The organism is Streptomyces sp. NPDC088812 (assembly GCF_044750285.1).
In the GTDB taxonomy this organism is placed as follows: Bacteria; Actinomycetota; Actinomycetes; order Streptomycetales; family Streptomycetaceae; genus Streptomyces.
The window spans coordinates 394656-407668 of sequence record NZ_JBIVJP010000006.1 but is presented as its reverse complement, the minus strand read 5'-3'; the positions used below and the strand labels follow the sequence as shown (position 1 = coordinate 407668).

Below are 13013 nucleotides of genomic sequence, written 5' to 3'. Positions count from 1 at the left end.
CCGAGCACGAGGGCCGGGCGGGGCACCGTCGAAGCCCCGAGCACGAGGGCCGGGCGGGGCACCGTCGAAGCCCCGAGCACGAGGGCCGGGCGGGGCACCGTCGAAGCCCCGAGCACGAGGGCCGGGCGGGGGCGCCGTCGGGGCCCCGAGCACAGGGACCGGACGCACCGGTCCCCGGGCGGCTCGATGCCGGCCGGGGACCAGGTCGGTTCGGTGCGCGCGAGCTGTCCGGTTCGCGCGGGCGGATCAGATGAGGCCGAGCGCGCGGACTGCCTCGCGCTCCTCCGCCAGCTCCTGCACGGAGGCGTCGATCCGGGCGCGGGAGAACTCGTTGACGTCCAGGCCCTGGACGATCTCGTACGTGCCGTTCTTGGTGGTGACCGGGAAGGAGGAGATCAGGCCCTCCGGGACGCCGTAGGAGCCGTCGGACGGGATGCCCATGGAGGTCCAGTCGCCCTCGGCGGTGCCGTTGACCCAGGTGTGCACGTGGTCGATGGCGGCGTTGGCGGCGGAGGCGGCGGAGGACGCGCCACGGGCCTCGATGATCGCGGCACCGCGCTTGGCGACGGTCGGGATGAAGTCCTCGGCCAGCCACTTCTCGTCGTTGACGACCTCGGCGGCGTTCTTGCCGGCGACGGTGGCGTGGAAGATGTCGGGGTACTGGGTGGCGGAGTGGTTGCCCCAGATGGTCAGGCGCTTGATGTCGGCGACCGTCGAGCCCGTCTTCTTCGCGAGCTGGGTCAGCGCGCGGTTGTGGTCGAGGCGGGTCATCGCGGTGAAGCGCTCGGCCGGTACGTCCGGCGCGGCGGCCTGGGCGATGAGGGCGTTGGTGTTGGCCGGGTTGCCGACGACGAGGACCTTGATGTCGTCCGCGGCGTGGTCGTTGATGGCCTTGCCCTGCGGCTTGAAGATGCCGCCGTTGGCCTCCAGGAGGTCACCGCGCTCCATGCCCTTGGTGCGGGGGCGGGCGCCCACGAGGAGGGCGACGTTGGCGCCGTCGAAGGCGACGTTCGGGTCGTCGCTGATGTCGATGCCCTGGAGCAGCGGGAACGCGCAGTCGTCCAGCTCCATGGCCGTGCCCTCGGCGGCCTTCAGCGCCGGGGTGATCTCCAGCAGGCGCAGCTTGACCGGCACGTCCGCGCCGAGCAGCTGGCCGGAGGCGATGCGGAAGAGCAGGGCGTAACCGATCTGGCCGGCCGCGCCGGTGACGGTGACGTTCACGGGAGTGCGGGTCATGGCGTTCTCCGTATGACAGCTGGCGGTGGGGCGTCCCTGCCCCGGACGTTTGATCGATCTCTTGGCGTCAAGAGATCCATCCAGCGGTCAGGCTATCGCGCATCCGGGATTCCGGACGTCCGGGGTGGAGTGTGGTCCGTCCCACAACCGCTCCCGCACACCCCCCGCCACCGGCCCGGACGCCGCGCGCGGCCTGCCGACGGCACGGAACGGAGGGGACGGAGGGGACGGAGCGGGGCGCGGGTGCGGGGGGCGTGGAACGGCGGCCGCCGGTCCGGGAGAGGAGGACGGGCGACCGCCGGGTGGGGGTGCCGGATGTGCCGGACTCCCGTGGGGGTACGTTCCGCGTGCCCGAGGCGGGCGCCGGTAATCCTCCGAGCGCCGGTTTTCTCGCCCGCCGACACCTTCCCACCCGATCGGCCCAACGACCGGTCCGGCGACGGTCACCGGTCCGGCGACGGTCTCCCGGCGTCCCGTCGGGCGACGGTCTCCCGGCGTCCCGTCGGGCGACGGTCTCCCGGCGTCCCCGTCGGGCGACGCGGTCACCCGGCGCCCCCGGCCGGGAGTCCACCGGACACCCGCCCGCCCCCGGCTACGGCGTGCACCCCTCCAGCCCCGACGCCAGCACCGCGCAGACCCGTGCCTGTCCCGGCTCCCGCACCGCCACCATCGGCGTGTACGCGATGGTGTCGCCGGTGGTGGTGATGTCGCCGGCCTGCCGGACCGACCCGGCCGTCACCGTCACCGTCACCTGGTCCCCGAGCCCGGCCCGGGTGATCCGTCCCCAGGCGGACCCGCACGTCCGGCTGTAGCGCACCTCGACGAGGGTCGTGCCGACGGTCACGCTCGTCGCCGTGGTCGCCAGGGCGCCGCTGCACCCCATCAGCTCCGCGTCCTTTCCGGCGCAGCCGGCGCCGCCGCACAGGACGCCGGGCGGCAGGGAGGGGCTGGGGGACGCGGACGGGGCGGACGGGGCGGGCGGCCCGGCGGCGGTCCGCTCCTCGCGGGGACTGCCCCCGTCGGTGAGGAAGAAGGCGCCCACCACGACGATCACCACCCCGGCGACACCGGCGAGGAACAGCGCCGGCCGCCGCGCGTGACGGCCGGGCGGCGGACCCGCGTCCTCCGCGGAAGCGCCGTCTCCGCGTTCCGGCACCGGCGGCGGTGTCCGCGACGCCCCCGCCGGCCCGGCGGCCCCGGGCACCGGCGCCGTCACCGTCACCGTCCGGGCACGGGAGAGGCGTACGGCCTGCGCCCCCAGGTCCTGGCGGAGTTCCGCGCGGCTCCAGGCGCGTTCGGCCAGTTCCCACAAGGTGACCAGCGGGGCGGGGTCGGTGCCGGTGATCTCGGCGAGGGCGACGACCGCGCCCTTGGGGGCGAGCAGCCGGCCGCTGAGGTACCGCTCCCAGGAGTCCCTGCCGTAGTGCGTGCGCTCGGCGAGCCGGCCGAGGGTCAGGCCGTCCCGGTCCACGATCTGCCGCAGGTGCCCGACGAACTCCCTGACCTGCGGGTCGAGTGCGTCGGGCAGGTCCTTCCAGCGAGGCATCGATCCCCCCTTCCTGCGCCGTGTCCCCTGTCCGGTCACGTTAGCGCCCGGCCGGACGCCCCGGCCGCCCCGAACACTCCGGCTGCCCGAGCCTTCCGCGTGCCCGAGCCTTCCGCGTGCCCGGACCCTCCCCGTGCCCGAGCCCTCCTCGTGCCCAGACCCTCCCCGTGCCCGAGCCCTCCTCGTGCCCGGACCCTCCCCGTGCCCGGACGCGACGGACGACGTCGAGGGACGACGACGTCGGGCGGGTGGCCGGTTCCCGGGGCGGCCGGAACTGTGGCGGGGCGCGGACACGGTGGCGGAACGGTCACCGCTGTGCCACAGCGGGCCGCCGGCCGTTGAACGGGCGTGGGCGGTACGGGAGCGTGGAACGCGTCGGCGGCCCGTCCTGACTCGGGGGAGGGGACGGGCCGCCGTACCGGCGTGCGGTCAGCTGTCGACCGTGAAGTGCAGGGTGTCCTTGAGGAACGGGATCTGCAACCACGGGTTCGGCTGGGCCATCATCGCCAGCAGGACGATCGCCGCGCCCAGCACGCCGTAGGTCGCTATGTCGGTGAACCGGGAGCGGACGGCGAGCATGCCGACGCCGGGCAGCAGCCAGCGCAGCGCCGCACCGGCGAGCAGGGCGACGCCGATCAGGATCGTGCCGATCCGGAACAGGTCGAGCGCGGTCAGCAGCAGGCCGAGCGCGACCATGCCCAGGACGGTGAGTATCGGCCACTGCCGGGCGGGCGCAGGGGCGTCGCCCGGCGCGGCCCGGCCGCCGCCCTCGGGGCGCGCGGTGTCCCGGGTGAACAGCGGGAAGCGGCGCGTGGCACGGCGCGGCACACCGTCGACATCAGGCGCGCTGACGGGGTCGCGGACCTCGATGTCCCCGGTGTTCTCGGTGTCCCCGGTGTCCCCGGTGTTCTCGATGTCCCCGGTGTTCTCGATGTCCCCGGTGTTCTCGGTGTCCCCGGCGTCGAGGCGCTGCGTCTCCTCGACGGGCTTGGCGTCGTCGACGCCGTCGGTGGTGGTGGCTGTGGCGTTCCCGGTGTTCTGGGCGTCCTCGGGTGCGCCGGAGATGTCCCGGGGCTCAGCCGACACTGCGCTCCGCCGCCTCGACCACGTTGACGAGCAGTTGCGCGCGGGTCATCGGGCCGACGCCGCCCGGGTTCGGAGAAATCCAGCCGGCGACCTCGCGGACGCCCGGGTGGACGTCGCCCACGATCTTGCCCTCGGCGTTGCGGGAGACGCCGACGTCGAGGACGGCCGCGCCCGGCTTGATGTCCTCGGCCCGGACCAGGTGGGCCGAACCGGCGGCGGCGATGACGATGTCGGCGCGCTTCAGGTGGGCGGGGAGGTCGCGGGTGCCGGTGTGGCACTGGGTCACCGTGGCGTTCTCGCTGCGCCGGGTCAGCAGCAGCGGCATCGAACGCCCGATGGTCACCCCCCGGCCGACGACGACGACCTCGGCACCCTTGATCTCGACGCCGTGGCGGCGCAGCAGCGTCAGCACGCCGTTGGGCGTGCAGGGCAGCGGCGCGGGCTCGTTGAGCACGAGCCGGCCGAGGTTCGTCGGGTGGAGGCCGTCGGCGTCCTTGGCCGGGTCCATCAGCTCCAGCACGCGGTTCTCGTCGATGCCCTTCGGCAACGGCAGCTGGACGATGTAACCGGTGCAGGCGGGGTCCTCGTTGAGTTCCCGTACGACCGCCTCGATCTCCTCCTGCGTGGCCGTGGCGGGCAGTTCGCGCTGGATGGAGGCGATGCCCACCTGGGCGCAGTCGCGATGCTTGCCGGCGACGTACTTCTGGCTGCCGGGGTCGTCCCCGACGAGGATCGTGCCGAGGCCGGGCGTCACGCCCTTCTCCCTCAGCGCCGCCACGCGGGCGGTCAGATCCGACTTGATCTCGGCTGCGGTGGCCTTGCCATCGAGAATCTGGGCGGTCATGACCCCATCCTCCCGGATGACGGCCCCCCGGTTCCAATCCGGGGCACCCCGGCCCGAAGGGTGCCCGAAGGATGCCCGGCGGATGGCCGGAGAATGGCCGACGGGACCCGGAGGGGGCCGCCCCGCGCCCGGACCGATGATCGTTCCGGTGGGGAGCCGCCAGGTTGCACTTGCACAAAGCCTGGACAATACGACTGGACAGGAACTCGTCTCTCTTAGAACGATGAGTCCCGCAGTATGCGGTCAGTGTTGGGGGGCGTACCGCTCGTTCATCGATGTTCCTCCGCGCGCCCCGCCTCGTCCCCCAGTCGTGCAACGGAGGAAAACCGTCATGAGCTTCGGCCCGCCCAGCGACCCCTACGGTCAGCCGCAGAACCCCCAGCAGGGGCAGCCCGGCTACGGCCAGCCCGGCTACGGGCAGCAGGCGCCGCAGGGCGTCCCCCAGCAGGGTTACGGCCAGCCCCAGCCCGGCTACCCCCAGCAGCAGCCCGGCTATCCCCAGCAGCCGGGATACCCGCAGCAGCCCGGCTACCCCCAGCAGGACCACGGCTACCCGCAGCAGGCCGGCTACGGCGTGCAGCCGCCGTACGCGAACTGGGGCCAGCGCTTCCTGGGCACCCTGGTCGACGCGCTGATCTTCGCGGTCCCCTACGCCCTCATCATCTTCGGCCGGGACACCCCGGCGCTCGCGGTGATAGGCGCCCTCGTCTTCATCGCCGTCGCCATCTGGCAGCTGATCCAGGAGGGCCGCACCGGTCAGACGGTCGGCAAGAAGGCGCTGGGCATCCGTCTGGTGCGGGAGATCGACGGACAGCCGCTCGGCGTCGGCATGGCGTTCGTCCGCCGGCTGGCCCACTTCCTGGACAGCCTGCCCTGCTACCTGGGCTGGCTGTGGCCGGCGTGGGACGCCAAGAGGCAGACGTTCGCCGACAAGGTGTGCAGCTCGATCGTGATCCGCTCCCACTGAGCGGTACGCGACGGACGACGGCTGAATCCTTCGGCTGACAGCGCGAACGGCCCGCCGGTCATCGACCGGCGGGCCGTTGCCCGTTCACGTCACCGCGGTTCACGTCACTGCGGTTCACGCCACCGCGGTTCACTTCACCACGGTTCACTTCACCGCGGTTCGGTTCACCACGGTTCCGTTCACGCGGTTCCGTTCACCGCGGCTCAGTGGAAGAAGTGCCGCGTCCCGGTGAAGTACATCGTGACGCCCGCCTTCCGCGCGGCCTCGACGACCAGCTCGTCACGGACCGAACCGCCCGGCTGGACCACGGCCTTGACGCCGGCCTCGGTGAGGATCTCCAGCCCGTCCGGGAAGGGGAAGAACGCGTCCGAGGCGGCGTACGAGCCCTGCGCGCGCTCGGCACCGGCCCGCTCGACGGCCAGCTTCGCGGAGTCGACCCGGTTGACCTGCCCCATGCCGACGCCGACCGAGGCGCCGTCCTTGGCGAGCAGGATCGCGTTGGACTTCACGGCCCGGCAGGCCTTCCAGGCGAAGGCCAGCTCCCGCAGCTCGTCGGCGGAGAGCGCCTCGCCGGTGGCCAGGGTCCAGTTCGCCGGGTCGTCGCCGTCGGCCTGGAGCCGGTCCGTCACCTGGAGCAGCGCACCGCCGTCGACGGCCTTGACCTCGACGGGGTTCGCGGGAGCGCCCGGAGCCTTCAGCACCCGGATGTTCTTCTTCTTGGCGAGGGCCTCCAGCGCGCCGTCCTCGTAGTCGGGCGCCACGATGACCTCGGTGAAGATCTCCGCGACCTGCTCGGCCATGGCCTTGCTGACCGGCCGGTTCACGGCGATCACGCCGCCGAACGCGGACAGCGGGTCGCAGGCGTGCGCCTTGCGGTGCGCCTCGGCGACGTCCGCGCCGATCGCGATGCCGCAGGGGTTGGCGTGCTTGATGATCGCGACGGCCGGCTCGTCGTGGTCGTACGCGGCACGGCGCGCGGCGTCCGTGTCCGTGTAGTTGTTGTACGACATCTCCTTGCCGTGCAGCTGCTCGGCCTCGGCGAGGCCGCCGCCCGTGCCGTCGACGTAGAGGGCGGCGGGCTGGTGCGGGTTCTCGCCGTAGCGGAGGGTGTTCTTGCGCTCCCAGGTGGCGCCGAGGAAGTCGGGGAACCGCGACTCGTCGACGGGCGCGTAGGAGGAGGCGAACCAGGAGGCGACCGCCACGTCGTAGGCGGCCGTGTGCTGGAAGGCCTCGGCGGCGAGCCGCTTGCGGGTGGTGAGGTCGAAGCCGCCGGCCTTCACCGCGGCGAGGACGTCGTCGTAGCGCTCGGGGCTGGTCACGACGGCGACGGAGGGATGATTCTTGGCGGCGGCGCGCACCATGGACGGCCCGCCGATGTCGATCTGCTCGACGCACTCGTCGGGCGAGGCCCCGGAGGCGACGGTCTCGCGGAAGGGGTAGAGGTTGACGACGACGAGGTCGAACGGCTCCACGCCCAGCTCGGCGAGCTGTCGCCGGTGGTCCTCGAGCCGCAGGTCGGCGAGGATGCCGGCGTGGACCTTGGGGTGCAGGGTCTTGACGCGGCCGTCCAGGCACTCGGGGAAGCCGGTGAGCTCCTCGACCTTGGTGACGGGGACGCCGGCCGCGGCGATCCGGGCGGCGGTGGAGCCGGTGGAGACGAGCTCGACGCCGGCCTCGTGCAGCCCGCGCGCGAGCTCCTCCAGCCCGGTCTTGTCGTAGACGCTGACGAGCGCGCGACGGATGGCCCGCTGGGTGTTCTGGGCCGTGACAGTGCTGTCGGCGGTCACTGGATAACTACCTTTCGTCCCTCAATGCGATAGCCGTTGCGGGCGAGCCGCCCCACGACCTCGACGAGCAGCCTTCGCTCGACTTCCTTGATGCGCTCGTGCAGCGCGCTCTCGTCGTCCTCGTCCCGGATCTCGACCACGCCCTGGGCGATGATCGGGCCGGTGTCGACGCCGTCGTCGACGAAGTGGACGGTGCAGCCGGTGACCCGGGCGCCGTACGCGAGGGCGTCACGGACGCCGTGGGCACCGGGAAAACTGGGGAGGAGAGCGGGGTGGGTGTTGACGAACCGCCCGCCGAACCGCGCCAGGAACTCCTTGCCCACGATCTTCATGAACCCGGCGGACACCACCAGGTCGGGCTCGTGGGCGGCGACCGCCTCGGCGAGCGCCGCGTCCCACTCCGCGCGGGTGCCGTAGTCCTTGACCTTCCGCACGAAGGTCGGGATCCCGGCCCGCTCGGCCCGCGCGAGCCCCTCGATGCCCTCGCGGTCGGCGCCCACGGCGACGATCTCGGCGCCGTACGCCTCGACACCGGTGGCGGCGATCTCGTCGAGCAGCGCCTGGAGGTTCGTACCGGATCCGGAGACGAGCACGACAAGGCGCTTGGCCGGCTCGGCCACGGGCTTGGCGGCCACGGCGGGGCCCTTTCTCGGGGGTGCGTTTGTGCGGTCGTACAAGTGCTTCGCGCCCCGGGATACGGGGAAGTCTACGAAGCGGCCGACCGTCAGCAACGATACCGGCACACCGGACGGCCCCCACGGGACGGGGGCGTGGCCGGAAGGTAGCGTCTGAGACGAGCGGACTCGGGAACGCGGTCGTTGCGCGGAGCGTTCCCGGAGTGACCGCCAGCACCAGACAGCCGTAATCACCGATGTGATCACCTAGGGGAAGACGCTCACTTGATGCCGGACCGCAGTCTGCGACTCCTCACGCTCCCCCCGCAGTCGCCGCAGGGAGGGGAGCGCGGCGCCGTGCTGCTGCGGGAGCGCCCAGCGTCCCCGCCCGACGCGTCCTCGGGCCGCGAGAACGGCGACGAGCAGGGCGGCACCTCCCAGTCCCCGCCCCAGTCCCCGCCCCAGTCCCCGTCCCAGTCTCAGCCCCCGTCTCAGCCCCCGTCTCAGTCCCAGCCCCCGTCCCAGCCCCAGGACGACAACCCCTTCGCCCCGCCGCCGGAGGGCACGCCGGACCGGCCGTGGCAGCCCCGCCACCCCGCTCCGGGACCCCCGCCCGGCGCCGGCGGCAGCCAGAACAACGGCGGCGGGGGTGGCGGCCACTGGGGCAGCCAGTGGAGCGACCGCCAGCCCGGCCGCTCCCCCGACGGCTTCGGCCAGCGCCCCGGCGGCCCCGAGGGTGATCCCGGTGGCCCGAACCCGACCCCGCGGTGGGACCCGACCGACCCCGCCCAGCGCCGCGCGCGGTACGCGCTGCTGTCCGGGATGTGGGGCTTCTTCTTCGCCCTCTTCGGCTGGCCCTATGTGGCCCTGCTGCTCGGCGGCCTGGCCCTGTACTGGGGCATCGGCGCCCTCCGCACCAAGCCCCGTACCCCCGACCCGACCGACCCGGCCGCCCCGCGCACCCCCGCGCCCACCGGCCGCCCCCAGACCACCGCCGCGGTCACCGGCCTGGTCACGGCCTCGCTGGCCCTGGCCCTGGTAGCGGCGGTGTTCACGACCCAGCTCGTGTACCGGGACTACTACACGTGCACGAAGGACGCGCTGACGAACGAGGCGAAGCAGTCGTGCAGTGACCTGCTGCCGCGGGAGCTGCGGGGGGTTCTGGGGGTGGGCGAGTAGAACGACGGGGGCGGGGCGACTTCGGCGGGGCGGCTTCAGCGGGGCGGTCGGCCAGGCAGTTGGGCTGGCGGGTGGGCGGCTTCGGGTGGCTGGTCGGCCGGGCGGGCGGCTTCGGGTGGCTGGTCGGCCGGGCGGGCGGCTTCGGGTGGCTGGTCGGCCGGGCGGGCGGCTTCGGGCGGGTGGTTGGCCGGGCGGGCGGCTTCGGGCGGGTGGTTGGCCGGGCGGGCGGCTTCGGGCGGTCGGGTGGCCAGGCAGTTTCAGGCGGTTGGGCTGGCGGCGGCCGGTCGGGCGGGGAAGGTTCGGCAGGGGCGCCTTTCAGTCCGTCGTCCTGTGCGGTGCTTCGTCCGGTGTCTTGTGCGGTGACTTCGTCGCCGTCGAGGCCGGCGTCGGGTGCCGCGGCGCCTTGTCCGGCGTCCTGTCCGCCGGTTTGCCCGCCGGCTCCGGCCGGCTCTCCGGAAGCGGGGCGCCCTTCGGTTGCGGTTGCGGTTGCGGTTGCGGTTGCGGTTGCGGTTGTGACTTCGGCTCCAGCTCCGACTCCGGCTCCGACTCCGACTCCGATCGGGGCTCGGGTGTCGGGGCGGTCCGGTCCTGGGGGTTGTCCTCCCCGTGCGGCTTCGGGGTCGGTTTCGGGGCCGACGCCGGGTTCCGGGCGATCGGGGCCGAGGCCGGGACCTGGGGCGCCTCCCCTGTTCCCGCCTCCCGCAAGGCCGCCCAGCGCAGCCCCCTCGCCTCGTCGCCGTACCAGCCCGCCCCGGCGCTCTCCGCGTCGTACGGCTCGTATCCACAGTCGTCCTCCTCCCGCCCGGTGTCGTACGCCACGTCCCACTCCCCGGGGACGGGAACGGCCCCCGCCGGCACGGGCCCCCGCGCGGGCGCCGGAACCGTCACGGGCACCGGCACCGGCACCGTCCCGCCCCCCTGATCCGCGCCGGGGCTCCGGCGCAGCCAGGCCCGAGTCACCAGCACCACCGGCATCCCGACCGCCACGATCCACACGACCACCGCCGCCCCCACCTGCCACCCCACCGGCCCGAACCGGGCCAGCCCCGCCGCCCCCAGCGGTCCGCCCGCCATCCCTCCGAGCACCCCTGACATCGTCCCGCCCGCCAGCCCCGCCACCAGGACCACCCGTACGGCCCACCGCCATGACCGTTCGGCGGCCGCCCGCCCCACGAAGACGCCCACCGTGCCGCCGGCCAGGACCGGCACCACCCCGGCCGCCCAGTTCCACGGCCCCCCGGCGCCCGCCTCCGGCACCGCCGCGAGCAGCGGGAACGGCGGCAGCAGGGGCGCCGGATCCGACATGAGCGGCCCCACCACATGCCCGGTGCCGAGAACGAATCCGGGTCCCACCGCGTACGCCGCCCCCCACATCGCCGCGTTGGGCACCAGCACCAGACACAGCAACAGCACCGCGAACCGCCCCGACCACCCCTCCGTCAGCTGCAAGAACGCCCCGCGCGCCGCCCCGAGGTGCCACACCGAGGAGACCGCCACCAGGAAGGCACCGCCGCCCCCGAGCACCGCCACCCCCGCCCCGGCCGCCCGCAGCGCCACCCCCGCCCACTCCCGCCCCTGGGCCGCGAGCACCAGACGCCCCACCCACCGCGGCATCACCAGCAGCGCACCGCCGGCCGGCCCCCGCGGACGCCCGTACGCCGTCCACACCCCCACCCCGGCCGCCCCCACCACGACGACCGGCAGACACACCGCCGTCCATCCCCACGCCGGCCGCAGCACACCCCCGGCCGCGTACACCGCCGCGCCCGCCCCCACCGCGAGGTACCCGACCACGACCCCGAGCCATGCGGTCCGCACGCCCACCAGCGGTGCGTCCTCCCCCTCACCCCCGTACACCGTGTCCCGCGCGGCCCGGTGCACCAGCCACACCGGCAGGGCGAGCAGCAGCAACGGCGTGACACCGACGGGCGCCGGCCCCCCGGACAGCGAGTCGGCGCGCACCAGTTCCGCCCCGTGGGCCAGCAGCCAGAGCGCGGCGGCGACATGCAGCGCGCCGCCCGGACCGCTGTCGGGATAGGGCGAACTGATCCACAGCACCATGACGAGGACGGCGAACGAACCGAGCCCCAGCCCGGCCGCCAGCACCCCGCCCAGGAGGCTGGCGCCCAGTCCGGGCGAGCGGTCGCGCACCCGGGTGCGCGACGGCGGCGACGACGAGCGGCGAGCGGTCATCTGGATCACGTCGTCATGCTGCCAACGACACGCGCCTTTCCGTCGCAACAGGCAAACTTCCGCTGTGTCGCTCAATATACGTTTATGTACTTTTTCGTACGAAGGGGCGACCGGTGACACCCGACTCCGACACCCCGCTCCCCCCGCCCGAGGGACGCCGACGCCTGCGCGAGGAGCGCGCGCTGACACAGGCTCAGGTCGCTGCACGGCTGGGCGTCAGCCGTGATCTGGTGCGCAGGTGGGAGACCGGCCGCTCGACTCCGCTGGGGCGGGCGCGGGAAGCGTACGCGCAGTTGCTGTCCGAGCCGCTGCACCCGTCGCACGACGCGGACATGACGGCCCGTCCGGAGGAGCCGACGCCGGCGGACACGACCGCCGCCACGGCTTCCGCACCGCCGCCCGACGCCGACACGGAGAACCGCGCGGAGCCCGCGACGGCGGCAGGAACGCGGCCCGCAACGGCGGAGGGCGCGGGGCCCGCCGCCGTGAGAGACGGGGAGCCTGTCGCGGCGGGAGGTACGGAGCCTGTCGTGGCGGCAGGTACGGAGCCCGCTGCGGCAGGAGGTACGGAGCCTGTCACGGCGGGGCATGCGGAGCTCGTGGTCCCGAAGGGCGGCGCGGCGGCCGGGCGGGGCTCACCGCCGAGCCGTCACCGCTCCACATCCCTGACGCCCGCTCAGGCGTTCGACGCCCTCTACGCCTTCTGCGCCCCGGCCCTGGTGCGCCAGACCTACCTCCTCACCGGCCGCCGCGAACTCGCGCGCGAGTCGGTCGAGCGGGCCTTCCAGCTCGCCTGGCAGCGCTGGCCCGAGGTGGCCGTCGACCCCGACCCGGCGAGCTGGGTGCGGGCGGCGGCGTACGAGTACGCGCTCTCCCCCTGGCACCAGTTCCGCCCCAGGTTCCGCCACCCCGAGCCCCCGCCGGCCGCCGCTTCCGACCGCGCGCTGATGGACGTGCTCCTGACCCTCCCGCCACCCCACCGCCGCACCCTGCTGCTGTACGACGGCGTCGGCCTGGACCTGCCGGAGACGGCCGCCGAGACGGAGGCGAGCACGCCCGCGGCGGCCAACCGCCTGCTGCACGCCCGCGCGGTGATCTCCTCCCGCCTCCCCTCCCTGGCGGACCCCGCCGCACTGCACCGGCGCCTGGCGGAGACGGCCGCCGCGGAGCGCCTCCGCGCGGCCAAGCCGACCGCCGTACGCAGGAGCAGCGAGCACCGCGCCCGCCAGTGGACCCGCGCGGCCATCGCCTTCACGGTCGCCCTCATCGGCGCGACCTGCCTGACCCTCTACACGGCTCCCACCCGATACGAGCCGCCGGTCCCCCCGGGCGAAACGGTCCAGGGCGTCCCGCCGAAGGCGGCTCCAGGCCCCCTGTCGCACGCGCGGCTCTCCCTGCGGGCGAAGCTGCGTTCGGAGCCGGCCCACGGCCCGGAACGGCTCGTCCCCGAGACCAGGTGAGCGCCCCGCGGGCGGAGGAACGCCGGTGGGCCCGTCCCCAGTACAGGGACGGGCCCACCGGCGTCAGCCAGGAAACTCAGCCGGCCAGGAAACAGTCGGCC

Annotated in this window: 10 protein-coding genes; 3 read left to right on the top strand and 7 right to left on the bottom strand. The window is 74.1% G+C overall.

Annotated elements, in window-relative coordinates; genetic code table 11:
* Positions 1–246: 246 nt before the first annotated feature.
* From ACIP67_RS14070 to ACIP67_RS14055, 4 genes are all read right to left on the bottom strand, one after another.
* Complete coding sequence (locus tag ACIP67_RS14070; protein WP_401691570.1) at positions 247–1236, bottom strand: malate dehydrogenase; 990 nt, start codon at positions 1234–1236, stop codon at positions 247–249.
* A gap of 592 nt (positions 1237–1828) precedes the next feature.
* On the bottom strand, positions 1829–2782 hold the full coding sequence (locus ACIP67_RS14065) for a DUF2690 domain-containing protein (protein ID WP_401691568.1): 954 nt from the start codon (positions 2780–2782) through the stop codon (positions 1829–1831).
* Positions 2783–3211: 429 nt separating this feature from the next.
* Entirely contained in the window at positions 3212–3697 is a 486-nt protein-coding gene (locus ACIP67_RS14060; RefSeq protein WP_401691599.1) for a DUF3017 domain-containing protein, read from the bottom strand.
* A gap of 160 nt (positions 3698–3857) precedes the next feature.
* Positions 3858–4712, bottom strand: a complete 855-nt coding sequence (locus ACIP67_RS14055) for a bifunctional methylenetetrahydrofolate dehydrogenase/methenyltetrahydrofolate cyclohydrolase (RefSeq protein ID WP_401691566.1) — start codon at positions 4710–4712, stop codon at positions 3858–3860.
* 331 nt (positions 4713–5043) lie between these two features.
* Here ACIP67_RS14055 and ACIP67_RS14050 point away from each other — a divergent pair, with 331 nt between their 5' ends.
* Positions 5044–5679, top strand: coding sequence for an RDD family protein (locus tag ACIP67_RS14050; RefSeq protein WP_401691564.1), 636 nt, complete (start codon positions 5044–5046; stop codon positions 5677–5679).
* Between the two features lie 203 nt (positions 5680–5882).
* Here the strand turns inward: ACIP67_RS14050 and purH are convergent, their stop codons facing one another.
* Positions 5883–7466 (bottom strand): bifunctional phosphoribosylaminoimidazolecarboxamide formyltransferase/IMP cyclohydrolase, encoded by a 1584-nt coding sequence (gene purH / locus ACIP67_RS14045; protein ID WP_401691562.1) that lies wholly within the window; start codon positions 7464–7466, stop codon positions 5883–5885.
* Entirely contained in the window at positions 7463–8101 is a 639-nt protein-coding gene (gene purN / locus ACIP67_RS14040) for a phosphoribosylglycinamide formyltransferase (RefSeq protein WP_401691560.1), read from the bottom strand. Before purN ends, purH begins: the two co-directional genes overlap by 4 nt.
* 267 nt (positions 8102–8368) lie before the next feature.
* Here purN and ACIP67_RS14035 point away from each other — a divergent pair, with 267 nt between their 5' ends.
* Positions 8369–9259 carry a hypothetical protein gene (locus ACIP67_RS14035; RefSeq protein ID WP_401691558.1) on the top strand — a complete coding sequence of 297 codons (891 nt, stop codon included), beginning with the start codon at positions 8369–8371 and terminating at the stop codon, positions 9257–9259.
* 315 nt (positions 9260–9574) lie between these two features.
* On the opposite strand, the gene ACIP67_RS14030 is transcribed toward ACIP67_RS14035, so the two are convergent.
* The gene (locus ACIP67_RS14030; RefSeq protein WP_401691556.1) at positions 9575–11461 is read right to left on the bottom strand and encodes a DUF6350 family protein; all 1887 of its coding nucleotides are present in this window, start codon (positions 11459–11461) and stop codon (positions 9575–9577) included.
* A gap of 104 nt (positions 11462–11565) precedes the next feature.
* Between ACIP67_RS14030 and ACIP67_RS14025 the strand changes: the two genes are divergently transcribed.
* Positions 11566–12912 (top strand): helix-turn-helix domain-containing protein, encoded by a 1347-nt coding sequence (locus ACIP67_RS14025; protein WP_401691554.1) that lies wholly within the window; start codon positions 11566–11568, stop codon positions 12910–12912.
* The last annotated feature ends 101 nt before the right edge of the window (positions 12913–13013 follow it).